Origin of the sequence: Blastococcus brunescens (genome assembly GCF_035320885.1) — a bacterium.
GTDB lineage: Bacteria > Actinomycetota > Actinomycetes > Mycobacteriales > Geodermatophilaceae > Blastococcus_B > Blastococcus_B brunescens.
In genome coordinates, this window is record NZ_CP141261.1 from 2,146,245 (window position 1) to 2,169,423 (window position 23,179).

General features: G+C 72.5%; 22 protein-coding genes, 1 tRNA gene and 3 pseudogenes. 11 read left to right on the top strand and 15 right to left on the bottom strand.

The annotated features are described in order from the left end of the window. Window positions 1-78 precede the first annotated feature (78 nt). Window positions 79-627, top strand: a pseudogene (locus U6N30_RS14305) (amidohydrolase family protein); the annotation flags it as partial. On the opposite strand, the gene U6N30_RS14310 reads toward U6N30_RS14305, so the two are convergent. The 3 genes and pseudogenes from U6N30_RS14310 to U6N30_RS14320 all read right to left on the bottom strand — a co-directional run bounded on the left by U6N30_RS14310 (window position 624) and on the right by U6N30_RS14320 (window position 4,508). After that, a complete protein-coding gene (locus tag U6N30_RS14310) occupies window positions 624-2,369 on the bottom strand; it encodes a zinc-binding dehydrogenase (RefSeq protein ID WP_324277792.1) in 1,746 nt (581 codons plus the stop codon). The pseudogene U6N30_RS14305 and the gene U6N30_RS14310 sit on opposite strands and share 4 nt — an antisense overlap. Window positions 2,370-2,547: 178 nt before the next feature. Next, entirely contained in the window at window positions 2,548-3,315 is a 768-nt protein-coding gene (locus tag U6N30_RS14315) for an SDR family oxidoreductase (protein WP_324278307.1), read from the bottom strand. Window positions 3,316-3,435: 120 nt separating this feature from the next. After that, a pseudogene (locus U6N30_RS14320) lies at window positions 3,436-4,508 on the bottom strand (M20/M25/M40 family metallo-hydrolase). Here U6N30_RS14320 and U6N30_RS14330 point away from each other — a divergent pair. The 4 genes from U6N30_RS14330 to U6N30_RS14345 all read left to right on the top strand — a co-directional run bounded on the left by U6N30_RS14330 (window position 4,455) and on the right by U6N30_RS14345 (window position 6,680). After that, on the top strand, window positions 4,455-4,766 hold the full coding sequence (locus U6N30_RS14330) for a hypothetical protein (protein WP_324278686.1): 312 nt from the start codon (window positions 4,455-4,457) through the stop codon (window positions 4,764-4,766). The pseudogene U6N30_RS14320 and the gene U6N30_RS14330 sit on opposite strands and share 54 nt — an antisense overlap. Window positions 4,767-4,928: 162 nt before the next feature. After that, complete coding sequence (locus tag U6N30_RS14335; protein WP_324278308.1) at window positions 4,929-5,948, top strand: GGDEF domain-containing protein; 1,020 nt, start codon at window positions 4,929-4,931, stop codon at window positions 5,946-5,948. A gap of 54 nt (window positions 5,949-6,002) precedes the next feature. Further along, a tRNA-Leu gene (locus U6N30_RS14340) sits at window positions 6,003-6,085 on the top strand. 121 nt (window positions 6,086-6,206) lie between these two features. Beyond that, window positions 6,207-6,680 carry a hypothetical protein gene (locus U6N30_RS14345; protein WP_324277794.1) on the top strand — a complete coding sequence of 158 codons (474 nt, stop codon included), beginning with the start codon at window positions 6,207-6,209 and terminating at the stop codon, window positions 6,678-6,680. Here the strand turns inward: U6N30_RS14345 and U6N30_RS14350 are convergent. After that, window positions 6,611-8,902, bottom strand: a complete 2,292-nt coding sequence (locus U6N30_RS14350) for an MMPL family transporter (protein WP_324277795.1) — start codon at window positions 8,900-8,902, stop codon at window positions 6,611-6,613. The two genes, U6N30_RS14345 and U6N30_RS14350, sit on opposite strands and share 70 nt — an antisense overlap. A gap of 172 nt (window positions 8,903-9,074) precedes the next feature. Between U6N30_RS14350 and U6N30_RS14355 the strand changes: the two genes are divergently transcribed. The 3 genes from U6N30_RS14355 to U6N30_RS35435 are packed head-to-tail and all read left to right on the top strand — an operon-like array spanning window position 9,075 to window position 10,872. Then, window positions 9,075-10,214, top strand: a complete 1,140-nt coding sequence (locus U6N30_RS14355; RefSeq protein WP_324277796.1) for a sensor histidine kinase — start codon at window positions 9,075-9,077, stop codon at window positions 10,212-10,214. Beyond that, window positions 10,211-10,771, top strand: a complete 561-nt coding sequence (locus U6N30_RS14360; protein ID WP_479690605.1) for a response regulator — start codon at window positions 10,211-10,213, stop codon at window positions 10,769-10,771. Before U6N30_RS14355 ends, U6N30_RS14360 begins: the two co-directional genes overlap by 4 nt. Next, complete coding sequence (locus U6N30_RS35435; protein WP_479690606.1) at window positions 10,768-10,872, top strand: hypothetical protein; 105 nt, start codon at window positions 10,768-10,770, stop codon at window positions 10,870-10,872. The genes U6N30_RS14360 and U6N30_RS35435 overlap by 4 nt, the downstream gene beginning before the upstream one ends. A gap of 989 nt (window positions 10,873-11,861) precedes the next feature. On the opposite strand, the gene U6N30_RS14365 is transcribed toward U6N30_RS35435, so the two are convergent. Then, window positions 11,862-12,665, bottom strand: coding sequence for an NAD(P)H-binding protein (locus U6N30_RS14365; protein ID WP_324278309.1), 804 nt, complete (start codon window positions 12,663-12,665; stop codon window positions 11,862-11,864). Between the two features lie 102 nt (window positions 12,666-12,767). Here U6N30_RS14365 and U6N30_RS14370 point away from each other — a divergent pair, with 102 nt between their 5' ends. After that, entirely contained in the window at window positions 12,768-12,926 is a 159-nt protein-coding gene (locus U6N30_RS14370; protein ID WP_324277797.1) for a hypothetical protein, read from the top strand. Window positions 12,927-12,943: 17 nt separating this feature from the next. Here U6N30_RS14370 and U6N30_RS14375 read toward each other — a convergent pair whose 3' ends face one another. Genes U6N30_RS14375 through U6N30_RS14385 form a run of 3 tightly spaced genes read right to left on the bottom strand, consistent with a single transcriptional unit; the run spans window position 12,944 to window position 15,252 of the window. Continuing rightward, window positions 12,944-13,915, bottom strand: coding sequence for an aldo/keto reductase (locus U6N30_RS14375; protein ID WP_324277798.1), 972 nt, complete (start codon window positions 13,913-13,915; stop codon window positions 12,944-12,946). A 45-nt stretch (window positions 13,916-13,960) separates the two neighbouring features. Next, the gene (locus U6N30_RS14380) at window positions 13,961-14,410 is read right to left on the bottom strand and encodes an SRPBCC domain-containing protein (RefSeq protein WP_324277799.1); all 450 of its coding nucleotides are present in this window, start codon (window positions 14,408-14,410) and stop codon (window positions 13,961-13,963) included. Continuing rightward, complete coding sequence (locus U6N30_RS14385) at window positions 14,407-15,252, bottom strand: alpha/beta fold hydrolase (protein ID WP_324277800.1); 846 nt, start codon at window positions 15,250-15,252, stop codon at window positions 14,407-14,409. The genes U6N30_RS14380 and U6N30_RS14385 overlap by 4 nt, the downstream gene beginning before the upstream one ends. A gap of 194 nt (window positions 15,253-15,446) precedes the next feature. Here U6N30_RS14385 and U6N30_RS14390 point away from each other — a divergent pair, with 194 nt between their 5' ends. Next, entirely contained in the window at window positions 15,447-16,823 is a 1,377-nt protein-coding gene (locus U6N30_RS14390) for an AAA family ATPase (protein ID WP_324277801.1), read from the top strand. 219 nt (window positions 16,824-17,042) lie between these two features. After that, window positions 17,043-18,191 carry a LuxR C-terminal-related transcriptional regulator gene (locus U6N30_RS14395; RefSeq protein WP_324277802.1) on the top strand — a complete coding sequence of 383 codons (1,149 nt, stop codon included), beginning with the start codon at window positions 17,043-17,045 and terminating at the stop codon, window positions 18,189-18,191. A gap of 56 nt (window positions 18,192-18,247) precedes the next feature. Here U6N30_RS14395 and U6N30_RS14400 read toward each other — a convergent pair whose 3' ends face one another. The 7 genes and pseudogenes from U6N30_RS14400 to U6N30_RS33865 all read right to left on the bottom strand — a co-directional run bounded on the left by U6N30_RS14400 (window position 18,248) and on the right by U6N30_RS33865 (window position 23,120). Beyond that, window positions 18,248-18,655, bottom strand: coding sequence for a RidA family protein (locus tag U6N30_RS14400; protein ID WP_324277803.1), 408 nt, complete (start codon window positions 18,653-18,655; stop codon window positions 18,248-18,250). Further along, window positions 18,652-19,317 carry an NAD(P)H-binding protein gene (locus U6N30_RS14405; RefSeq protein ID WP_324277804.1) on the bottom strand — a complete coding sequence of 222 codons (666 nt, stop codon included), beginning with the start codon at window positions 19,315-19,317 and terminating at the stop codon, window positions 18,652-18,654. Before U6N30_RS14405 ends, U6N30_RS14400 begins: the two co-directional genes overlap by 4 nt. A gap of 144 nt (window positions 19,318-19,461) precedes the next feature. Further along, a pseudogene (locus tag U6N30_RS14410) lies at window positions 19,462-20,408 on the bottom strand (DUF5996 family protein). Window positions 20,409-20,565: 157 nt separating this feature from the next. After that, a complete protein-coding gene (locus U6N30_RS14420; RefSeq protein ID WP_324277807.1) occupies window positions 20,566-20,880 on the bottom strand; it encodes a GNAT family N-acetyltransferase in 315 nt (104 codons plus the stop codon). Window positions 20,881-21,385: 505 nt separating this feature from the next. Further along, the gene (locus U6N30_RS14425) at window positions 21,386-22,036 is read right to left on the bottom strand and encodes a hypothetical protein (RefSeq protein WP_324277808.1); all 651 of its coding nucleotides are present in this window, start codon (window positions 22,034-22,036) and stop codon (window positions 21,386-21,388) included. Between the two features lie 65 nt (window positions 22,037-22,101). After that, a complete protein-coding gene (locus tag U6N30_RS14430) occupies window positions 22,102-22,362 on the bottom strand; it encodes a hypothetical protein (protein ID WP_324277809.1) in 261 nt (86 codons plus the stop codon). A gap of 383 nt (window positions 22,363-22,745) precedes the next feature. Next, window positions 22,746-23,120, bottom strand: a complete 375-nt coding sequence (locus U6N30_RS33865; protein ID WP_422678071.1) for a GOLPH3/VPS74 family protein — start codon at window positions 23,118-23,120, stop codon at window positions 22,746-22,748. Window positions 23,121-23,179: the final 59 nt, after the last annotated feature.

Here is a 23,179-nt window from a genome sequence, read left to right on the forward strand (position 1 = left end):
ACGTCCGGTCCTCCCCGCGCCAAGGCGTTCACGTTCTACAGCGTCCGATACGACTACGGCCGGCCGTTCCCTGGCGGATGGACGACCCGCAGGTCGCCTTCCCCGTCTTCGCCGAAGGCCCAGGAGCTCGGCGTCGACCTGATCGGGGTGCACAAGGGCGTTCCGCTGGGGCCGCAGCCGGTCGAGGCCACCCAGACCTGGGACATGGACGGCGCGGCCGCCAACTCCCCCGACATCAACTTCGTGATCTTCCACGTCGGGCTGCCGTTCATCGACGAGACCTGCTGGCAGCTGATCCGCTATCCGAACCTGTACGCCTCGCTGGCCGCGACCATCAACTTCCTGGTGCGCGCACCGCGGATGTTCGCCGAGATCCTCGGCAAGCTGCTGTTCTGGTGCGGCGAGAACAAGATCGTGTACGGGTCGGAGGCGCCGATCTTCCATCCGCAGTGGGCGCTGCAGGCGTTCCGGGACTTCTCGATCCCGCAGGACCTGTGCGTGGGCTACGGCTACCCGCAGCTCACCGACCAGGCCGAGCGGAAGATCCTCGGCGAGAACATGCTGCGGCTGCACGGCATGGACGTCGAGGCGACCGTGTCACGCCTGGGCCGGCCGCAGTCGCACTAGGCCCAGTGCGCGGGTGCCGACACGGCGACAGGGAGCCGTGTCGACATGTCGCCCCGCGCAGCGGTCACCTGGGGCTGGGTGAGGAAGAGGACGCGGCCGAGGTCGGCACCCCGGAGGTCGGCGGCCCGCAGGTCGGCGCCGAGCAGGTCCGCCGTTCCGAGGTCCGCCCCGCGCAGGTCCGCGCCGATCAGGTAGGCGCCGCGGAGACTCGCGCCCCGGAGCCGGGCGCGGCGGAGGTCGCGACCCATCAGGTCCGCGCCGCCGCGGTCGGGGTGCCCGGGCCCGCGGACGGCCGCGCTGACCCGCGACAGCAGCTCCCCACCGCCGCCCGGTGGGCGCCGACGTCCAGCCCTGCCAGCTCCTCGGGCGTGCCCTCGGCCAGGCGCTCCGTCCGGTCCCGCAGCTGATGGATCTCCGACGCGTGCGGGGTGCGCAGCAACAGCGCCTCCGCGAGGTACCAGAGGGCTTCGTGCAGCTGCCGCACGACCGGGAGGACGGCGAACTGCGCGGCCGCCAGCTCCGGCGCCTCCCGCCAGCTCTGGCCCTCGAAGGTCTGCTGGGTGATCCGCTGTCCGGCGCCGAAGCAGTCGAACACCGTGCAGCCGGGGAACCCGCGCTCGCGGAGCCGGGCGTGGATGCCGCAGCGGAAGTTCCCGGCGAGGTTCGGGCACGGCGTGCCGGCGGGCTTGTCGATCGCGAAGTCCGCAGACGCGGCGAACGCCGGCGCCACGCAGCACAGACCGGCGCAGCGCGAGCAGTCGGCCCGCAGGTGCGCCCGCGCGTCGATCAGCGGAATCTCGGTCATGGCGCGCCCACGGTAGGCGCCGTCGATCAGGGGACGAGGACGACCTTGCCCACGGTGCTCCGGTCGGCGAGCTTCCCCAGCGCCTGAGGTGCCTGGTCCAGCGGCAGCGACTCCCCACGAGCGGGTCGACGGCGCCGGACCCGACCAGCTTGATGAGCTCGTCGTGCACCGTCCCGAAGATCGCCGGCTCGTGCTTGCGGTACAGGCCCCAGTGCAGGCCGACCACGCTGTAGTTCTTGACCAGCAGGTGGTTGGCCTTCGCCTCGGGGATCCGGCCGCTGGTGAACCCGACGACGACGAGCCGCCCCTCGAACGCGATGCACTTCGTGCTCTTGTCGAAGACGTCGCCGCCGACCGGGTCGTAGACGATGTCGGCCCCGTGCCCGCCGGTGACCTCCTTGACGATCGGGACGAAGTCCTCGGTCGTGTAGTCGATGACGTGGTCGGCGCCGAGAGACGTGCAGACCTCCGTCTTGCGGGCCCCGCCGGCGGTGGCGATGACCTTCGCGCCCGCGGCCTTGGCGAGCTGGATCGCCGCCGTGCCCACTCCCCCGGCGCCCGCGTGCACGAGCACCCAGTCGCCGGCCTGGATGTGCGCGCGGCGGTGCAGCCCGACGTAGCCCGTCTGGTAGGTCAGGTAGAGCGAGGCGGCCTTCTCGTCCGTCACCGAGTCCGGCACCGGCCAGGCGTTGTTGGCGTCCATCAGCGCGTACTCGGCGAAGGCGCCCGGGCCGCCCGAGGGCGAGCCGATGACGCGCTGGCCGGTCTCGACGATCTCGCCGCACAGCTCGACGCCCGGCGTGTAGGGCAGCGGCGGCTTCTCCTGGTACATGCCCATCGCCATGAGGACGTCGGGGAAGTTCAGCGCGGCCGCCCGCACCTTGACCAGGACCTGACCCTCGCCCGGGGTGGGCTGGTCGACCTCGTCGAGGCTCATGACCTTCGAAGGATCACCGAGTTCGTGTACCCGCCATGCACGCATGAGCCCGACCCTGCCAGACGCCCGGTGACCGCCGTCACCGGGTCCCGTGATGATGATCAGGGGACCTGATCGTTCCGTGTCCTCCCTCGTGGTCGACGGTGCGGGAGGACCCGAAACGGCGAGGAGGACGTCGTCAGCGCATCGAGGGCGGGCGCAGCGCCTCGGGGACGACGGCGGTCTCGCCGCTCTCGGTCCTCGCCGACGGCACGCCCTTGAACTTGTAGGGCACCACACCCACGCCGGGCTGGATGACGTAGGCGGCGCCCGGCTCGGCCGACGTCCAGGCCATCACCATGGCGTCGGCGACCTCCTCTGCGGTGAGCACGGGGAACTTGGCCGCGGTGAACTGGTCGCGGATCCGGTCGATGATCGCGGTGTCGGCGAAGCCGGGGCAGATCGCCGAGATCGTGATGCCGTCGCGGTCCAGGCGGGGCGCCATCGAGCGGACGAACGCGATGGCGCCGCCCTTGGCGACGCTGTAGCCGGGATCGCCGGCCATCGGCGAGAGTCCGGCGAGCGATGCCGTCACGACCATCGCTCCCCCACCGGCGCGCTTGATCGCCGGCCGCGCGGCCTGGACGCCGTGGACGACGCCGAACAGGTCGATGGTCACGACCTTCATGAACTCGTCGAGGTCCAGCGCGTCCTCGGACTTCGCCGCCGAGATGCCGGCGTTGAGGTACGCGGCGTCGAGCCGGCCGTGCTCGGCCTCGATCTGCGCGACCACCGCTTCGTTGGCGGCGAGGTCGGTGACGTCGAGCGGCAGGAACGGGCAGCCGAGGTCGGCGGCGACCTGCCGGTTGCGCTCGCTGTCGAGGTCGGTGAGGACGACGGTGACGTCGGCCGCCGTCAGCTTGGTGGCGAGGGCGCGGCCGAAGCCACCGGTCCCACCGGTGATCAGGGCGACGGAACCGGGCGCAGGTGTGGGGTCGTCACGCGCCCATCCTCGCTGACGCTCGTCGGTCGCGTGCCGATGGGTGCTGTGTCTCCGGGCGACCTCACAAGCTCGGTCACCCCTCCATCATGCAGAGCGCAGGAACCGGTCCAGCACCCGGATGCCGAACTTCAGCGACTCGACGGGAACCCGCTCGTCGATGCCGTGGAAGAGCGAGGCGAAGTCGAGGTCCGGGGGCAGCCGCAGCGGTGAGAACCCGAAGCAGCGCATGCCGAGGGTCTGGAAGCTCTTGGCGTCGGTGCCGCCGCTCATGGTGAACGGCACCGGCCGCGCGCCGTCGTCCTCGGCCTTGAGCGCGGCGACCATCTGGTCGACCAGCGGGCCGTCGAACGTCGTCTCCACGGCCTGGTCGTGGACGATCCAGTCGCGCTGGATGCCTTCGCCGATGAGCCCGGCGAGCTGCCGCTCGAATTCCTCCTGCTGGCCGTAGAGGAAGCGGCCGTCGACGGTCGCCGACGCCGTCCCGGGGATGACGTTGGCCTTGTAGCCGGCGTCGACCATCGTCGGGTTCGCGGTGTTGCGCAGGGCCGCGCCGATCATGCGGCTGATGCTGCCCAGGCGGGCCAGGGCCGCCTCCGGCTCGTCGGGGTCGATCTCGATGCCGTAGGCGTCCTCGACGGCGGCGATGAATTGCCGCATCGGCGGGGTGAGCACCGTGGGCAGCCGCGCCGACCCCAACCGCGCTACCGCCTGGCAGAGCCGGGTGACGGCGTTGTCGTCGTGCACGAAGGAGCCGTGGCCGGGCTTGCCGGAAGCGGTGAGCCGCATCCACGCCAGCCCCTTCTCGGCGGTCTGCACCAGGTAGAGGCGCAGGTCGTCGCGGACGGTGATGCTGAAGCCGCCGACCTCGCTGATCGCCTCGGTGCAGCCCTCGAACAGGTCGGGGTGCTGGTCGACCATCCACCGGGCCCCGAGCTTGCCGCCGGCCTCCTCGTCGGCGAGGAAAGCCAGCACGATGTCGCGCGGGGCTGGACGCCGGTGCGGGCCCAGTCGCGGACCAGCGCCAGGACCATCGCGTCCATGTCCTTCATGTCGACCGCGCCGCGGCCCCAGACGTAGCCGTCGCGCTCCTCGCCGGAGAACGGGTGGATGCTCCACTCGGCCGGATCGGCGGGGACGACGTCGAGGTGCCCGTGCACGAGGAGCGCGGGCCGGCTGCGGTCGGCACCCGGGATGCGGGCGACGAGGCTGGCCCGGCCCGGCTCGGACTCGTGGATCTCCGATTCGATGCCGACGTCGGCGAGCTTGCAGGCGACCCACTCGGCCGCCGTCCGCTCCCCGCGCTCGTGCTCGAGTCACCGGTGTTCGTGGTGTCGATCCGGATGAGGTCGGACAGCAGTTCGGCGACCTCGTCCTCTGCCCTGACCGGCGCGGTGCTGTCCATCCGGCGAGCGTAGGGCCGGACCGGCCACGCCACAGCGGAGGGTTCGTCCGCCGGCCGCGCCGTTTCGGACGACGCCGTCGCATCGGACCGCAAGAGGTGACCCCCGCAGGGGTGAGGACCCCTCGTCCGTGGGCTCCGGCGGACCGATGCTGCTCAGGTGAGGATCGGGGTGAGCATGCGTTCGCGGGAGCCGGAGACGGCTGCCCGGAGCGGTGTGCTGATCCTGATGGTCGCCGCGCTGGTGCTGACCGCCTTCAACACCTTCCAGCCCCTGCCCTACAGCGCCTGGGCGAAGGTGGCCGCCTGGTCGGCCGTCGGCCTGGTCGTCGTGATCGCTGCCGCAGTCGCGGCGATGTCCGCCGAGCGGCTCGACCGCATGGGCGTCTTCACGATGATCGCCCTGGGTGGCGTGCTGCTCATCTGCGGCCTCAACGTGCTGACCGACGACCCGTCGGCCGCCTCGCAGGCGTTCCTCGCCTTCCCCGTGCTGTGGGCCGCGTCCCACCTCGAACGGGGCGCGGTCGTCCTCGTGACCTCCACGGCCGTGGTCGCCAACGGCATCGCGCTGCTGCTCATCCTGCCCTTCGACGCGGCGATGACCGACTTCGTGTTCTTCGGCGCGGTGCTGGTCGTCATGGCCGTGATGCTGGTCCGCGCCGACACGACCCAGCAGCGGCTGGTCGATGCGCTGCAGGAGCAGCTGACGGTCGACTCCCTGACGGGGCTGGCCACCCGCCGGGCCTTCGACGGCGCGCTCGAGACGGCGATGAGCCGCTCCGTCCCGGGCGGGACTGCGCTCGTGCTGATCGACGTCGACTCGTTCAAATCCATCAACGACACCCACGGCCACCCGGTGGGCGACGACGTGCTCGTGCACCTGGCGTCCGTGCTGCGGGGCCGGGTCCGGGCGGAGGACGCCGTCCTCTCCCGGCTCGGCGGTGACGAGCTCGCCGTCCTCATGCCCGGCTGCGAGCGGAGGACGGCGGCGCACCGGGCACAGGATTTGCTCGAGGCGGTTCGGTCGACGCCGATGACGCTGCCCGACGGCACCCTGCTGGCCCTGTCGATCAGCGTCGGCGTGGCGCACGTCCCTCAGCACTCGGACGACCGGCGGGGCCTCTACACCGCGGCGGACAACGCGCTCTACGCCGCCAAGCGCGCCGGCCGCGGGCGCGTGTCGGTCGCCGCGACCTGAGCGCCGGGGGTGCTTCGGCGAGCGAAGGGCCTCCGGTAGTCTGGTCAGGCACTCGTCCGGGTGGCGGAATGGCAGACGCGCTAGCTTGAGGTGCTAGTGCCCTTTATCGGGCGTGGGGTTCAAGTCCCCCTCGGACACTCAGATGTGAGACCTGTCCCCTTCGCACAGGCCGGTGACGCACTGGCCGCAAGTCGCAGCCGCCGACATCCCTGCGGCGCCTCCCCAGCTGCGACATCACCAGCGGCATCCCGACGCGCGATGGACGCCCGCGCAGCGCTGGCCGCCGCCGTCGGTTCGGGCTCACCGGTGATGATCGCCGCCGACGCCCACCCTCGGACGGGTGCGGCAATGCCCCGTCGCACCGCCTCCGCCGCGCCGCTGGCCCGCAAGCGCGCCGCCCAGCCCGGGGTCTCCCTGGTCCCCCGCCCGCTGCCGCCACATCCCCTGGTCCCACAGCCACTGCGCCGTCAGCCGGCTCGCGCCCGACCTCCGCGGGCACCCCGGTCGGCGGCTGGCCGTTCGGCGGGGCCGCGCCCTCGGCGGCCGAACTCGGTGAGCTCTACCTCAACACCGGCCTGCTGGTACGCCCACGAGACGCTGACCCTCGGCTACACCGGCGTGCACTCGAGCTTCCTGCGGCACGCCGAGGCGGCGTCGGAGCGCTACGGCGTGGACGTGTGGGCGACGCTGCTCGAGGTCGGCCGGCGGGGGCAGGAGGACATGATCGTTTGACATCGCGCGGGACCACGTCGCGGCGGGCCCCCGCCTGACGTGGCCCCGCACGATGTCAGCCGGCTCAGCCGATCGGCACCGGCACCCTCGCGGGGTCGCGGGAGCGGCCTCGACCTCCCCTCCACCCGCGCCATGGGGAGCAGCCGGTCGAGCCACCCTGGCAGCCACCAGTTCGCGTTGCCCAGCAGCGCCATCGTCGCCGGCACGAGCACCATGCGCACCAGCGTCGCGTCGAGCGCGATGGCGACGGCGAGCCCCAGGCCGATCATCTTGACGAACGGGTCCGGGGTCGCGACGAACGACAGGAACACCGCCGTCATGATGAGCGCTCCGCAGGTGATGACGCGGGCGCTGGACGCCAGCCCTCGCGCGACCGCCTCGACGTTGTCCCCGGTGGCGTCGTACGCCTCTCGGATACGCGAGACCAGGAAGACCTCGTAGTCCATCGACAGGCCGAACAGCACGGCGAAGAGGATGGCCGGCAGCGGCGAGGCGATGACGTATGTGCTCTCGAGCCCGATCAGCCCGCCGAGCCAGCCCCACTGGAAGACCGCGACGACGACGCCGTAGGCCGCGCCGATCGACAGCAGGTTCATGACGACGGCCTTGAGGGCGACCGTGATGGACCGGAACACCACGACCAGCAGCAGGAACGACGCGGCCAGGACCGACCCCAGGAGCAGGGGCAGGGTCGAGCTGAGCGAGGTGTCCAGGTCGATCGCCAGGGCGGCCTGGCCGGTCACGTGCACGCCGTCGGGCGCGCCGGACCGGATCCGCTCCAGCGTCTGCGCTGTGGCCGGGTCGGCCGGCGCGGTGGTCGGCAGCGCCCTCAGCACGGCGGTGTCGCCGTCCGTCGAGAGCCTCGCCTCGGCGACCGAGCCGATGCCGGGGTCGGCCCCGATGCGCTCGGCGAGCAGCGAGACGTCGTCCACGCCCAGGCCGGAGCCCGAGAGGTCGGCGACGACGAGCAGCGGCGCGTTCATGCCGGGCCCGAAACCCTCGGCGAGCAGGTCGTGCGCCTGCCGGTGCGTGGCGCCCACCGGCGCGTCGCCGGCGTCGGGGAAGCCGGTCTCCATCGACAGCGCGGGCGCGGCCAGCGTCAGGAGCAGCATCGCCGCCACGACCACGTACCGCCCGGGCCGCGCGGAGATGCGGTGGGACAGCCGCCACCAGACGGTCGCCTCGGCGGGACGCGCGGGACGCCGCCGTCCGACCATCCGACCGGCGTCGATGCGGTCGCCGAGCAGCGACAGCAGCGCGGGAAGCAGGGTGAGCGCCGTCGCCACGGCGAACAGCACGACGAGCGACGTCGCGAGGCCGATCGACGCGAGCACGCCCATGCCGGTGAGCACGAGGGCTGCCATGGCGAGCACCACGGTGACGCCGGCGAAGAACACCGCGGTGCCGGAGGTGCCCATCGCGGCCGACAGGGCCGTCGCGTTGTCCCGGCCCGCGATCCGGTTCTCGCGGTAGCGGGACACGAGGAACAGCGCGTAGTCGATGCCCACGCCGAGCCCGACCATCGCGGCGATCACGGGCCCGGAGGTGGAGACGTCCATCGCGCCGGCGAGCAAGGTGATGCCGCTGAGCCCGGCGGCCACCGCGACCAGCGCCAGCGCGATCGGCACGAGCGCGGCCACCACCGTGCCGAACGCGACGACGAGGACGACCAGCGCGACGAGGACGCCGACCGCCTCGGCGCCCGACGGCTCGGGCTCGGTGTTGAGGAACACCGCCTCACCGCCGACCTCAGCGGTGAGCCCGGCGTCGCGCGCCGGGGCGAGGGCCGCGGCGAGCGCCTCGGCCGGCTCCGGCCCGAGCTCTCCGGACGGCGCGTCCATGACGATGTCGGCGAAGCCGACCCGCCCGTCGGGCGACACGGCGCCGCTCGCGAAGGGCTCGGTCACCGCGGTGACGCGCTCCACCGCGCGCAGCTGGACGAGCGTCGCCTCGACGTCGTCCCGGTAGGCGGTGAGGAGCTCGCCCTCGGGCGCCGCGAACACCGCGACGGCGGAGCCGACGGCCGCCTCGGGGAAGCCCTGCTCGAGCAGCTCGGTGGCGGCGGCGCTGTCGCTGCCACGCACGGTGAGGTCGTCGAGATAGGCGCCGCCTAGCGCGCTCGAGAGCACGACGACGAGCGCGGCTAGCAGTGCCCAGGCGCCGATCGTCCGCTTCGGGCGACGAGCGCTCGCGGTGCCGAGGCGCCGGATCCAGCTGTTCACGGTTGCTCCAGGGAGTCGTGGGTGACGGGCACCTCGGACTCTCGGCGTCGAGCCCCGGTGCTGTCGCCCGGCGCGGGACGGGCTCGGGGCGGCGCCGTCTCCCCTGGAGGAGGAGACGGGTGTCCGACTCCGGACCGGCGACAGCAGCGCCGGGCGCGCCTACGTTCAGCGCATGCGACCCGGCCCGTTCACGCGCTGGCCGCGCGCGGCCGACGCCGCCCTGGCCGCAGTGCTGTTCGTGCTCACGCTGCTCTTCACGACCGGGCCGGACGACTCGTGGGTGCTGCGCGACCTCGGCGACGTCCCGCTCTGGGTCGTGCTGCTGTTCGCCGTCGGCAGCGGCGCGCTGTACTGGCGCCGCCACGCACCTGTCGTCGTCCTCGCCGTCGTCCTCGCCGCGTGGGCGCTGACCCTCGGCACCGGCCACGCCGACCTCGGCGGCCATGCGCTCTTCGCCCTCTACGCCCTCGGGCGCTACGGGTCGGTCGAGCGGTGGGGACACGTCGGGGTGGACGTCGCGCTCGTCGTGCTCGTGCTCGACGGGGTCACCGGCGACGTCCCGTGGAGCGGGGTCGCGTTCGGCGTCGTCGTGTTCTTCGCCGTCTGGTACGTCGGCCGCCGTCTGCGGCTGCGCGCCGAGCGCGCCGTGCTGCAGGAGCGTGAGCTGAGGGAACGGGAGCGTCGCATCGTGGCCGAGGAGCGGTCCCGCATCGCGCGCGAACTGCACGACGTCGTCGCGCACCGGGTGAGCCTGATGACCGTCCAGGCCGGGGCGGCCAAGACCGTCGCGGCGGACGACCCGGTGGCGGCGGCGCGCGCCATGGGCGCGGTCGAGGAGGCCGGCCGGCAGGCGCTGGACGAGCTGCGTCACCTGCTCGGCGTGCTGCGTCCCTCGGCCGGATCGGGGGACACCGAGCCGCAACCGGGTCTGGCCGATCTCCCCTCGCTGGTGGCGCGGATGCACGAGGCGGGCCTGGACGTCGACCTGGACATCGACGGCGTCACCCGCGGGCTGCCCGCGCGGGTGGAGCTGTCGGCGTACCGCATCGTGCAGGAGTGCCTGACGAACGTGGTGAAGCACGCGGGTCCCCGCGCGCGCACCGGCGTCCGGCTCACGACTGAAGGACGGGATCTCGTCGTCGAGGTGCGCGACGACGGCAGCGGAGCCACGTCGCTTCCCGGCGCCGGGCACGGCATCGTCGGCATGCGCGAGCGCGCGCAGCTGCTCGGCGGCTCCCTCGACGTCGGCCCGCGTCCGGACGGCGGGTTCGCCGCGCGGGCGCGCCTGCCGCTCGACGGCGGGGCGGCATGACGATCCGGGTGGCCGTCGTCGACGACCAGGCGCTCGTGCGTGGTGGGTTCGCGATGGTGCTGAACCACCAGCCGGACATCGAGGTCGTCGCGGAGGCCGGCACCGGCGTCGAGGCGGTCGACCTCACCCGCCGGCACCGGCCCGACGTCGTGCTGATGGACATCCGCATGCCGGAGATGGACGGCCTGGAGGCCACGGCGCGCATCGTCGCCGAGCTCGGCGACGCGGTGCGGGTGCTCATCCTCACGACGTTCGAGCCGGACGAGTACGTCTACCGGGCGCTGCGCGCGGGCGCGAGCGGCTTCGTCCTCAAGGACCTGCCGCCCGAGCAGCTGGTCGTCGCCGTCCGCACGGTGGCCGACGGCGGCGCGCTGCTGGCGCCGTCGATCACCCGGCGGCTGATCGGGCGGTTCGCGGCGCAGCGCGCGCCCGACACCGCGCTCGCCGGACGGCTGGAGAGCCTGACCGCCCGCGAGCGCGACGTCGTCACCGCCGTCGCGAGGGGCGGAGCAACGCCGAGATCGCGCACGAGCTGTACATCGGCGCGGCGACGGTGAAGTCGCACGTGTCGAGCGTGCTCACCAAGCTCGGCCTGCGCGACCGCGCCCAGGTGGTGGTGTTCGCCTACGAGGCGGGGCTCGTCGAGCCGGGCGCCTGAACACCGGGCGACGTCAGTCGGTCCGTCCGGGCGGGCCGGGGGCCGCGGCAAGCGGATGGCAAGCCTGTTGCAAGCAGTGGCGGCCAGGGTCGGTCACGCCCGACGCGAGGATCCGCTGTGAACGTCTCTTCCGCCCGCGACTGGCCGCATCCGGCCTGCTCGTGCTCGTCGGCGGCCCCTCCACCCCGACGCTGTCAAGGTCGACTCGACGCCCGCCGAGTAGATCGCGCAGATCACGGCCGACCCGCTGTGGGTGCCGGGCCATGCGCTGATCACGGCGAGCACGGTGCTGCTGACCGCAGCGCTGCGGTCCCTGCACCGCAGGGCGGCTGGTCCGGTCTGTTCTGCACCCGGTGCAGCTCGCGGCCACCGCAGCATGGCGCGCCGCTCTCTACAACACGGGAGTGGAGACCTGGCGCGTCTCTCTGCTCGCCCAGGATGACGTCTCGCACCTGCTCGAGGTCCGGCCTCCCAGGATCGACGCGGCACTGCTCGACGTCCTCGGGACGCGCACCCGTGCCGCTACCAGTCCCGCCGAGCAGCTCGCCGTGTCCACGCCCGACCGAGCGCTCGCCGCCGCCACGGCGCACAGCACGAGGGCATGCGATGGCCGCTCGGCTCGAGCTGTTCGAGGCCCTCCGTCTCCCGACTCCGCCGGGTCATCGGTGGCCTGGTTTTCACCAATCCCTACCGTTTCGCAGAAGGGGTCGCGCTCTCCGTCCTCCGCCCCGACGGGGGCTGCGTCAGCCCGGGGCCGACTCAAGCAGGCGTGTGCGTATGCAGCGTGTCGCCCCTCGGACACCGAGCTGAACCTCCACGGCCTTGAGCCCGTGGAGGTTCTCCTGCTTCTGATGTCGGTACGTCCGCCGATGCCTTGAGTCCCGCTTCTCGACCGTCCCTAGCTGGGCGAAGCCCGGACCCCGGAACGTCCCGGACTCGGCTCCGACTCCCGCGGCGTGCGCCCATGCTGGGCGGGTGTCATCCGCTGTTCATCGGCGCGCGGGAGGACCACCCTCCCTTTCGCCCCTGGTTTCGGTGGATGATCGACACCCAGCCGCTCGGCGTCGCAGCGGAAGAACAGGCGACGGCGATCGACCAGCAGGTCCAGACGGCGACGGACCGGCTCTGCGACCGCCACCCCGAGATGGCGCGGCCGGTTCGTGCGACGTTGGACGACGCCCGCACGAGGCTGCGGTGGGCGCATGCCCGGTGCACGCACACGGAGGCCGCGGCCTGGGCTGACCACCGCGCCGACCTCGACCGGTGTCGGCGACGTCCTGGCGGGTGATGTCCCCGTGGATCTGCGCGGGGCCGAGTGCGACGGCGCCGCGCCCGGGTCCGTCGAGCAGGACGGCGGGCCGCAGGATGATCCAGTCGAGTCCGCTCTGCGTGAGGGCGACGTCCGCGTCCTTCTTCATGGCGATGTAGTGGTCGAGGCCGGCGCCGGGGTTCCGTTCGCGCCACGCCGCGGGGAACACCGAGACGAGGCCGCGGCGGTCGATCCCGTTGAGGCGGGCGGCCTCTATCGCCTTTCCGACGCCGTCGCGGTCGATCGTCGCGGTGTCGCCGGTGCCGCCCGCTCCGGCCGTGAAGGCGACCGCGTCCACGTCGCCGGTGACCTGGGCGAGCTGCGCGGAGGTGAGGGTGGTCAGGTCGCCCGGCCGGGCGTCGATGCCGGCCTCCCACAGTTCCTCGCGCGCTGCGGCGCGACGGGCCAGGCCCGACACGGTGTCACCGAGGTGCTGCAGCGATCGGGCGAGCCGGGAGCCGACGCCGCCGGTGATGCCGATGATGAAAGATCCTCATGGCCCTGGCCACCCCCGCGGTGTTTCGACAGACGCCGCGATGCGAGGGACAGGTCGCGCATCGTCGCGAAGACGCTGCCGCCTCGGGCGGTGAGCGTGCGGACCGTGAGCCGGCCCATGTCCGTCCCCGCGCCGGTGATGAGTACTCGGGACATGGATGTCTCCTCCTGCGCGCTGGACCTGCGTGGTGCTCGTGCCGGGTGGTGGGAGAAGTGGCTGCGCGGCGACGTCCGCCGTCGTGATCCCTGAGTCCCGACGCGAGCCCGTCAGCGGTCGATGGCCGCCATGCCGCCCGCGTCGTGGCGGTCCCCGGCTGCGGGGGTGAGTGCCTCGAGGCGGGCCAGCTGTTCCGTGGTCAGGGCGACGTCGTCCGAGCCCGCGTTCTCCTCCACCCGCGAGACCCGCGTGGTCCCCGGGATGGGGGCGATGTCCCCGCCGCGCGCGAGCAGCCAGGCGAGGGCGACCTGGGCCGGCGTCGCGCCCACCTCTGCGGTGACGGCTCGCACCTCGTCGACGATGCGGAGGTTGCGCTCGAGGTTCCCGCCGCTGAACCTGGGGTTGGTCCGGCGCCAGTCGTCCGCGTCGAGGCCCTCCAGCGACCGGATGCCACCGGTCAGGAAGCCATGGCCGAGCGGCGCGTAGGGCACCAGCCCGATCCCCAGCTCGCGCAGCAGCTCCAGCACCGCGGCCTCGGGGTCGCGGGTCCAGAGCGAGTACTCGCTCTGGACCGCGGCGATCGGGTGCATGGCGTGCGCGCGTCGGATCGTGGCGGGTCCGGCCTCCGACAGACCGATGTGCCGCACCTTGCCCTCGGCCACGAGCTCGGCCAGGGCACCCACCGTCTCCTCCACCGGGGTGCCGGGATCCACCCGGTGCTGGTAGTAGAGGTCGAGGTGGTCGGTCCCGAGTCTCCGCAGGGAGCCCTCCACCGCGAGCCGCACGTTCGCCGGGCTGCTGTCGAACCCCGGGCGGCCGGTGTAGGAGACCATTCCGAACTTGGTGGCCACCACGGCGTGCTCCCGCCGTCCCTTCAGCGCCCGTCCCAACAACTCCTCGTTGGTGAAGGGCCCGTAGACCTCGGCCGTGTCGATGTGCGTGATCCCCAGGTCCAGGGCGCGGTGGATGGTCCGGACGAACTCCGCCTCCGAACGGCCCGCCCCGGTGTAGAAGGCGGACATCCCCATGATGCCGAGGCCGACCCGGGAGACCTCGAGGCCGCCCAGTGATGCACTCCTCATGACGTGAACTCCTCGTGTCGCCGGGGCGGGTGATCCGCCCCCGGGTCATGGCTGGACTCGTCCGGCCGACCGGGAGATGGCCCGGTCCCGGAGCGCGGCGTTCATCGCGGCGAACCCCGCCTCGGTGTCGTCGAGGGCCCGGCGCAGCACCGGGACGAACAGCCCGGTGAACACCTCCCGCTGGACGAAGCGGGTACTGCCCTCCGGGGTCGCCTCCAGGCGCAGTTCGTGCTCGCCGTCGAAGATGCCCGGCATCAGGAGCCGGCCCTGCCAGCGGACGAACGCGCCGTCCTCGATCGCGAGCACGGTGGGCCGGAAGGTCATCGACCGCTCGCCGGGGCGGATGGTCACCGTCAACCGCTCGCCGACGGCCAGCCGCCCGGACAACTCGGTCATGAACGGGTTCCACTCGCCGTACCGGTCGGTCTCGGTCAGGACCTGCCAGACCGTGGCCGGGGACGCCGGGATGTCGACGGCGTGCTCGATGGTCCTCATCGGAGCTCGAGGAAGGCGTGCAGGGCGGCGTTGACCTCGGCGGCGTGGGTCCAGAGCAGCCCGTGCGGTGCGCCCTCGATCTCGACGTACTCCGCTTCGGGGAGGACCTGGCGGAAGCGTCGGGCCGTGGCGTCGATCGGGAGAATGTTGTCGGCGGTGCCGTGCAGGATCATGGCCGGTACACCACTGTCCCGGACCGCCTCGACGTCGGCCCGGAAGTCCTCGATCCACGAGGCGACGACGGCGTGGGCAGCCACGGGAGCGCTGGCGACGGCGACGTTCCAGCTGGCGGTGACCGCGTCCTGGCTGATCCGGCTGCCGAGGTTCTCGTCGAGGTCGTAGAAGTCGGCGAAGAACTGGGTGAACCAGGCGTAGCGGTCGCCCTTGGCCGCGGCCTCGATGCCGTCGAAGACCTTCTGCGGCACGCCCTCGGGGTTGTCGTCACGGGCCACGAGGAAGGGCTCGAGCGAGGCGAGGAAGGCGAGCTTCGCGACCCGGTCGGAGCCGTACCGCGAGACGTAGCGGGCCAGCTCGCCCGTGCCCATCGAGAACCCCACGAGGACGACGTCACGCAGGTCGAGAGTTCGCAGGACCGTGTCCAGGTCGGCAGCGAACGTGTCGTAGTCGTAGCCGGAGCCCACCTTCGACGACTGCCCGAAGCCGCGACGGTCGTAGGTGATGACGCGGTACCCGTCGGCCAGCAGCGCGCGCGTCTGACGTTCCCAGCTGTGGCCGTCCAGCGGATAGCCGTGGATGAGGACGACGGGCTGGCCGGCACCATGGTCCTCGTAGTACAGCTCGACTGGGGCGCTGTTCTCGTGCCCGACGGCGATGTAGCCCATGGTCCGACTCCTTGGTTGGCGACCCTTGCGGGCGGGATGAGGTCCGGTCGTCGACGTGTCCTCAGGCTCGCCGGGGCGGAGGCGCCTTCGCATCGGTGAAAGCCACCTACGGACGATCACCGGCCCGGAAAACGCCCGTCGCGCGCCGACAGGCCTAATCTGTGGACCGCCAACACAGCGGGACTCGGACGGGAGTGGAGCTGGCGGACCTCCTGGGCCGGCGCACAGCGCGCGAGGCCGTCGAACAGCTGCTCGCCGGGGCGCGCGCCGGGCACAGCGGAGCGCTCGTGGTGCGCGGAGAAGCCGGCATCGGGAAGAGCGCGGTGCTGGAGTACGCCCGCAGCGCCGCGTCCAGGTCAGGATTCCGGGTGGAGCACTCGGTCGGGGCGGAGTCGGAGACGCAGTTCGCCTTGTCGGGCGTGCACCAGCTGTGCGCGTCGCTGCTGGACCGGGCCGGTGCGCTACCCGAACCGCAGCAGGCAGCCCTCGGCGTGGCGTTCGGTATGCGCGGCGGATCCGCGCCGGATCGCTTCCTGGTCGGGCTGGCTGTGCTCAACCTGCTGGCCGAGGTCGCCGAGGACGGTCCGTTGCTGTGCCTCGTCGACGACGCACAGTGGCTGGACGATGCGTCGGCGCAGGTCTTGGCATTCGTGGCTCGGCGGGTGGGAGCCGAACGCCTGGCGCTGGTGTTCGCGGTGCGCGACTCGGATGAAGGCGAGGCCCTTCCGTTCTCCGGGATACCAGAGCTACGTCTGGATCGGCTCGGTGAGACCGACGCGTGGGCGCTGCTGACTGCCGCGTCCCGAGTACCACTGGATGACGTCGTTCGTGCCCGGATCGTGGCCGAGGCACGCGGCAACCCGCTGGCACTGCTGGAGCTGCCCCGCACCGCACAACCGGCACACCTGGCCGGCGGATTCGAGCTGCCCGATGGGCCGGACGTCCCTCGCCGCATCGAGGACAGCTTTCAGCACCGTTCGGCAAGCCTGCCGGCCCCGACGCAGCTGCTGCTGCTGGCTGCCGCGGCCGAGCCGACCGGTGAGGCGCAGCTGCTGTGGCGCGCGGCCGAACACCTGGGCATCGCTCGCGAGGCGGCTGCGCCGGCCGAAGTTGCCGGGCTGCTGGAGATCGATGCCCGAGTGCGGTTTCGGCATCCGTTGGTGCGCTCGGCGGTGTATCAGGCGGCCACGGCACCGGATCGTCGCCGCGCCCACGGTGCGCTGGCCGAGGCGACCGATCCGGAGGTCGACCCCGATCGCCGTGCCTGGCACCGCGCGCAGGCGGTATTCGGAGTCGACGAGGAAGCTGCCGCAGCGCTGGAGCGGTCGGCCGGCCGAGCACAGGCCCGCGGCGGCTTGGCCGCCGCGGGCGCGTACCTGCAACACGCGGCCGAGCTGACCCCGGGCCGGCCAGCCGTGCGAGACGGGCGCTGGAAGCCGCCCACGCCAAGCACGAGGCCGGCGCGTCCGTCGTCGCCCTGGACCTCCTGGCGGTCGCAGCGGCCGGACCGCTGGACGCGCTGCAACGGGCCCGCCTCGAACTGCTGCGCGCCCAGATCGCGTTTCACCTGACCCGCGACAGCACCGTGCCGGGGATGCTGCTGGACGCAGCCAGGATGCTCTCCCCGCTGAACGCTGCACTGTCCCGCGAGACCTACCTGCACGCGCTGGATGCGGCTGTCATCAACGGCGGGGCGACGCCGTGCAGATCGCCGAAGCGGCCCTGGCCGCTCCCCGTCCGAGGTACCGGCACGACCCGTCGATCTGCTCCTCGATGGCCTCGCGACGACCGTGACGAGTGGATACGCCGCGGGAGCGCCCGGGCTGCGGCGCGCCCTGGAGGCTTTTCGCGACAGCCCGCTCACAGACGCCGAGCAGAACCGCCGGAGCGACCACTGGCTGTGGCTGGCCGGCCGCAACGCGGTGGCAATCCTCGACGACGAGCTGCTCCACACCCTGGCCACCCGCAACGTCCAGCTGGCTCGTGAGGCCGGTGCGCTGGCGACGCTCCCCGCCGCGCTGAGCTTCTTGTCCATCACCTCGGTCCTGATGGGCGAGCTCGCCCGCGCAGGAGAGCTCGCCGCCGAGGCGACGACGATCACGCGGGCCACCGGCGGCGTGCAGCTCCGGCACGCGCACCTCATCCTGGGTGCCTGGCGCGGCGACCACGCCGGGACCACGGCTCTCGACGCCAGCACCACCCGGGACGTCGCCTACCCCGACGGGGGCACGGAGGTCGTCCTGGCCCAGTACGCGATGGCCGTGCTCCACAACGGGCTGGGCAACTATTCGGCCGCGCGGGAGGCTGCGGCCCGGACGTGCGAGTCCCAGGAGCTGTCGCTCAGCAGCGCCGGTCTGCCGGAGCTGGTCGAGGCGTGCGTCCGTGACGGTCACCCGGAGCAGGCGGCTGCCGCGCTGGAGGAGCTCGACTCGCGGGCCCGCGCCACCGGCACCCCGTGGGCCCGCGGGCTGGCGGCCCGCTCACGTGCCCTGACCAGCACCGGTTCGACCGCCGAGGACGGCTACCGCGAGGCGGTCGACGAGCTCACGAACTCCCGGATGACGGCCCACCTCGCCCGCACCCACCTCGTGTACGGCGAGTGGTTGCGCCGGGAGGGCCGCCGTCAGGACGCCCGGAACCAGCTCCGCACCGCCCACGACATGCTGACGGACATGGGCGCGGAGGCATTCGCCGCCCGCGCCGGCCGCGAGCTGCGCGCCACCGGCGAGCACCCGCGCAGCCGAACCACCCAGCCGACCGATGCGCTGACCGCCCAGGAGCTGCACATCGCGCGGCTGGTGGCCACCGGGGCCACCTCCCGGGAGGTGGGCGAGCAGCTGTTCCTCAGCCCGCGCACGATCGAGGCCCACCTGCGCAACATCTTCCGCAAGCTGGGCATCACCTCGCGCCGGCAGCTCAGGGAACTACGGTTTCCCTGACCGGAGCGGCGCACCGACGCCGAGCGGGCCGGGAACGACCCGGGCTCTCGCGAAGATCAGGTGAGAACGGCTGTCGCTTCGATCTCGACGAGGAGGTCCGGAGTCCACAGGGCCTGGACACCGATGACGGTGCACGGCGGCAACGGGGAGCTGAAGCCGTCGGATCCCTGGGCACGCGAGAAGCCCTCAAGGAGCTCCTCCGCCAGCTCCGGTCTCCAGCCGACGACATAGAAGGTCAGACGAGCCACGTCGCTGACATCACCTCCAGCGCCTCTCACCCCCGTGGCCACGTTGTTCAGCGCCGAGTGGACCTGGCCCGCGAGGTCTGCGGCAGTCGGTTCGCCCGCGGGGGTCACCGCCACCTGTCCGGCGAGCAGCAGGAGGCGGGATCCCGTCGTCAGGGCGACGGGCGCGTACATGTCCTGCTGGAGCAGGCCGTCGGGGTGGCTGAGCTGGACGGTCATGTGGTTTCCCTTGTCTCGGAGGTTCGCTCGCACGGCTGAGGCGATCGGCGCCTCCCCGCGTTGAGCTCGAGGATCTGCCGGCGGATGCGGGGTTCGTGCAGGAGTTCGGCAAGGGTGGCGGCGACGTCCGCGCGGGCGATCTCGTCATGAGGTTGAGCCGGGCCGAGGGCGACCCGCCCGGTTCCGGCACGATCGACGAGCATCGAGGGTCGGAGGATCAGCCAGTCGAGGTCACACATGCTGACCGCGACGTCCGTGAGCTTCTTCACCGCGAAGTAGTGCTCCTGGTCCTCGTCGAGGTGGCGCTCGCGCCAGGCCTCGGGCAGCACCGAGACCAGGACGAACCGCGTCACGCCGGCGAGGCGGGCGGCCTCGAGCGCCTTCACGACGCCTTCGCCGTCGACGACATCCGTGACGTCCCTGGTCCCTCCGTTCGATCCTGCGGCGTACACCACCGCATCGACTCCGCCGAGCAGGGACGCCAGCGCATCAGCGGTCAGAGCACCGATGTCACCGACGCGCGCCTCGACGTCCCGCGATGCGAGGTCGGCTCGCTGGGCCTCGCGGCGCACCAGTCCCGAGACGACGTCCCCTCGAGCGGTCAGGTCCTCGGCCAGCAGTCCGCCGACGGCGCCGGTGATCCCGATGATGAACACCCTCACGGCACGCTCCTCGTCCTCGCAGGGATACCGAACTGCCTCGGCCGACGGTCACGGCCGTGGCCGGATGGCATGGGCCGCCCCGGGACGACGGTGGAGCCGCCGGGGACGACGCCCGCGCCGGCAACGTCGAGCAGATCGGCGTGGTCACCGGACGTGGTCCCAGCGGGCCGGGTCGTCCTCCAGGGCGGCCCGGTTCCAGCCACCGAGCGCGGCGGCGGCCTCGTAGGTGGTGTGGAGGAATTCCAGAAGAGCCCGATCCGGGTCCTCTGCCGTCCGCACCGCCTCGTAGGGCAGCAGGAACTGACCGTTCTCGGCGCTGTAGTAGGCACCTTCCGGGCCGACCGGGTAGTCGGCGAAACCGTCGGGCTCGGGGTAGGCGTAGGCGTAGAAGGCGCCCTCCGCTCCGCCGCCGGGCCAGAACCCACAACTGCTCAGTTCCCTGGAGTAGCCCTCCACCATCACCCAGTCACCACAGTTCGGCGCACCGCCGGGATGCTCGGGAGCCTCCCGTCCGGAGAACCGGGTGCAGGCGAGGTCCAGCGAACCCCAGAACAGATGCACCGGGCTGACCTTGCCGATGAAGTGGGACCGGAACTCACCCAGGACCCGGTCGGCATGCATCAGCTGGCGCCAGAACAACTGTGCCGCCTCGGGATCGTAGGAGGCGTGCTCGTAGTCCTCGGCGAACGGGATGGCGGGATCCACCTCGTTCGGAGTCGACGCGATGTCGGCATCGATGCCCAGCTCGCTCAGCGCCTGCATGGTCTGGGCGTAGAACTCCGCGACCGGTTTCGCCTCGAGCCGGATGTTCCGGGCGCCACCGTCGCTGCTGCGGATGCGGAGCTGGTGGTCGATGAAGTCGAACTCGAGGTCGAAGAGCCGGTTGCCCTCGGGGATGGCGCCAGTGGTCAGACCGCGGGGGTGACGTAGAGGGTCACCTGCCACCAGTGGTTCAGCAGGGGCGCGTGCGCGAGCCGGACCTTGCCCACGATCTGGGTCCACATGTGCAGGGTGTCGCGGGTCGCGGTCCAGTCCTGGACCCGAAGTGCGGGCCAGGCCTGATGGGGTGCTGGCGCGTCTGTCGTGGTCATGCCTTCTCCCTCTTCGGTGAACAGGCTGTTGCGTGGACCCGGGCACGTGGTCGGACGTGTCGACCCAGGTGCCGCGTGGGTCCCCTCCCGGGCTCCGTTCTCCCGGCGGGCGCGCACACGACGGCACGACCGTCGAGTCCGGGATGGGCATGGAGAGCTAGTCGGTGACCGTGGCCGGGGAAGCGTTGTAGAGCACGTCGCGGTACTCGTGGTGCGTACGCAGCCAGCCGATGATGAAGGGGCAGATCACCAAGGCCCTCAGGCCGCGGTCGCGGATGTCGTCCAGCGCGGCGCGGGCCAGCCCGCTGCCGACTCCCTGGCCTGCGAAAGAGACGTCGACCTCGGTGTGGGTCAGCACCACCAGTTCGCTGGTCTCCTGGTAGTCGATGAACCCCGCGACCGTTGTTCCTCCGACAGCGGCCTCGTAGCGCCGCCGGTCGGGATCGTTGGTCACGGTGATGTCAGTGGACATGGTCGTTCGGCCCTCCTGCTGTAGGCGGTGGTGTTCGGGCACCCGGGGGCACCGCGCTGTTGGGGCACGTCCGCGACACCGCGATCTCATCCGGTTTTCCCGCCGGGCGTGCTTGCGTCGATGGCGCGCCACCGTCGATCCGCTCCTCCAGAGCGGTCATGGTGTGAACCAGGTGACGACGATCGTCGCCAGCGATGTGAACGTGAAGCCTCCGTAGAAGGCGAACGCCCACCGGAGCGATGTCATCGCAGCACTGCCCGCTCCGGTCGGCGATCTCATCGGGGCGGCTGTCGGGTCGGGACCTCGGGACCGATCGGCACGCGAGTCGAGCCGCCCTGTGACGGTGCGGCGAGCCGGCGGCCGGTGGAGGAGGCAGTCCGCTCGACCAGCGGGTGCTCGGCGGGGCCGACACGGGCCGAGGACGTCGGGCTGGTCGGTGTCCTCCGCCGGTCCTCGCGCCACGTACGCCGGCCACGGCTGGATCGGACGTGTCGTTGCCACGTCATCAGCCTCGCGCCGCCGGCGGCCGGTTCGCGTCGGTAGAAGCCCCGTAGGTTTCCCTGCGAGCCTCCTCCTCATGAGCGTGCAGGGCTGCACCCGCGGCCGACCGGGTCTCACCGGTGACCGGGACGTCGGTCGGCGATACCGGCGGCGAGCAGGACCATCCCCGGGGCCACGAGGAGGGCCGTCGGCAGCCCGAGCCCTGCGGCCAGTAGGCCCAGCGCCACGGAACCCAGTGCCTGACCCGCCGTGAGTCCCACGAACAGGAAGGCCGCGGCGGCCGCTGCGCCGTCCGGCCGGGAACGGGCCCCCAGGCGATCAGCACGCCGCTGAGCGCGACGAAGGAGGCGCCGAACGCAGCCAGCGCGACGCCGGCCAGCCACGGGACGTCCGGGCGGACGGCGAGCAACGCCGTGCCCACAGCGGCGACGAGCAGGCTGCCGCGCCACGCGATCGCCACCCCGTAGCGCTCGACCACCGCCCCGCTGGCCCCGCCGGCCAGTCCGGCCACGCCCAGGACGCACCACAACGCGCCACTGATGCCGGGGCCCGGGCCGCCGTGCCCGGTCAGCAGGTCGCGCGCGAAGGTCCAGACGCCCGCGCACCCCACGCCGGCGAGGACGGCGGCCACCGTCCCCGCTCGAGCCGGCCCCATGGCCGGCCGGCCGTGCGGAGCACCCCTGCGGCACCCCGCAGCCAGCGGGCGTTCTGGTCGGCGACCTACGTGACGAGCAGCGCCAGGGCCGGCGAACGCGAGCCAGGCCCCCGGAGCGCCGAGCACGAGCAGCCCGCCGGCCAGCCCGCGACCCCGGCGGAGAAGCCGAACTCGGCGCGGAACTGCGGCAGATAGAGACCGTAGCCGTACCGGGCGAGCCCGTAGGTGACCGCGATGACCGCGATGACCGCGAGACCGGCACCGATCAGCACCGCCGGTCGCGCCGCGGCCGGTTCGACGACGGACCGCGACGAGCGTCTCGCCATGGGCGGTCACACATCCTCTGGCGGACGAGCGTCCCGCGCGGCATCTTCTGCGGGACGGGCTCGTCCCAGCCTCCACTCGGCAGTCGCCGGATCACCTGCGGAGCCGGTCACGTCGAGGTGCTCGGCCGCCGGGCGCCCGAGGGGGCGGATGGTGCGTCGATCCGCCGTCCCTGCCCCCGTCTCGCCGGAACCACGCCGACCGAGCGGGCCTCCGGCGGGCGGTTGCGAACCTGCCGCCCGCGATCGCGGGAGTCCGCGGCGAGCTGCCGGGACGCCGTGACCGACGCCGGCTCGGGGCTGGTCATCGTGTGCTCACCTGCCGGAACCCGACACGCTGATGGCGACGGCAGCGCTGGAGGCGGCGATCCCGGCCGCTGTCCGCGTCACCGCGGTTGCGACCGCCTCGCTCCCCACTCACCGCGCAGGAGGTCCTGTGCGCGCGTCACCGTCTGCGACGTCCAGGGCAACGCCGGCCGCAGGGCAGGCATCGATCCGCTGGCGTAGAGCAGGCCGATGATCACCGCGGTACGAGGGTCGGGGGTCTCGCCGTCCTCCAGCACCCGCCGGATGCGCACCCGCAGCTGCGCCTCGTGCCTCTCGTCGTCGGCCGGCCACCTCGTGCTGCGGAACACGCCGAGCCAACGGGACTCCTCCCGGCGCAGCAGCCCGCGCTCCACCAGCCGGTCGCGAACCACCCGCCACAGGTCACCGCCCAGTGCGAGCAGCAGGGGCTGCACGCGCCGGGTCCTCCAGGCCACGGTGTCGTAGGCGGACTGCAGCGGCAGGTCCGGGAGCGGCCCTGCGCCCGCGGGGTGAC

What these genes read in the sequence shown, in the direction of transcription:
- U6N30_RS14310 (WP_324277792.1), bottom strand. Translation starts at nt 2,369, where the DNA reads ATGAGCCTCGACGAGGTCGACCAGCCCACCCCGGGCGAGGGTCAGGTC.
- U6N30_RS14335 (WP_324278308.1), top strand. Translation starts at nt 4,929, where the DNA reads ATGCGTTCGCGGGAGCCGGAGACGGCTGCCCGGAGCGGTGTGCTGATC.
- U6N30_RS14345 (WP_324277794.1), top strand. Translation starts at nt 6,207, where the DNA reads ATGGACGCCCGCGCAGCGCTGGCCGCCGCCGTCGGTTCGGGCTCACCG.
- U6N30_RS14355 (WP_324277796.1), top strand. Translation starts at nt 9,075, where the DNA reads ATGCGACCCGGCCCGTTCACGCGCTGGCCGCGCGCGGCCGACGCCGCC.
- U6N30_RS14360 (WP_479690605.1), top strand. Translation starts at nt 10,211, where the DNA reads ATGACGATCCGGGTGGCCGTCGTCGACGACCAGGCGCTCGTGCGTGGT.
- U6N30_RS14375 (WP_324277798.1), bottom strand. Translation starts at nt 13,915, where the DNA reads ATGAGGAGTGCATCACTGGGCGGCCTCGAGGTCTCCCGGGTCGGCCTC.
- U6N30_RS14380 (WP_324277799.1), bottom strand. Translation starts at nt 14,410, where the DNA reads ATGAGGACCATCGAGCACGCCGTCGACATCCCGGCGTCCCCGGCCACG.
- U6N30_RS14385 (WP_324277800.1), bottom strand. Translation starts at nt 15,252, where the DNA reads ATGGGCTACATCGCCGTCGGGCACGAGAACAGCGCCCCAGTCGAGCTG.
- U6N30_RS14400 (WP_324277803.1), bottom strand. Translation starts at nt 18,655, where the DNA reads ATGACCGTCCAGCTCAGCCACCCCGACGGCCTGCTCCAGCAGGACATG.
- U6N30_RS14420 (WP_324277807.1), bottom strand. Translation starts at nt 20,880, where the DNA reads ATGTCCACTGACATCACCGTGACCAACGATCCCGACCGGCGGCGCTAC.
- U6N30_RS14425 (WP_324277808.1), bottom strand. Translation starts at nt 22,036, where the DNA reads ATGGGGCCGGCTCGAGCGGGGACGGTGGCCGCCGTCCTCGCCGGCGTG.
- U6N30_RS14430 (WP_324277809.1), bottom strand. Translation starts at nt 22,362, where the DNA reads ATGGCGAGACGCTCGTCGCGGTCCGTCGTCGAACCGGCCGCGGCGCGA.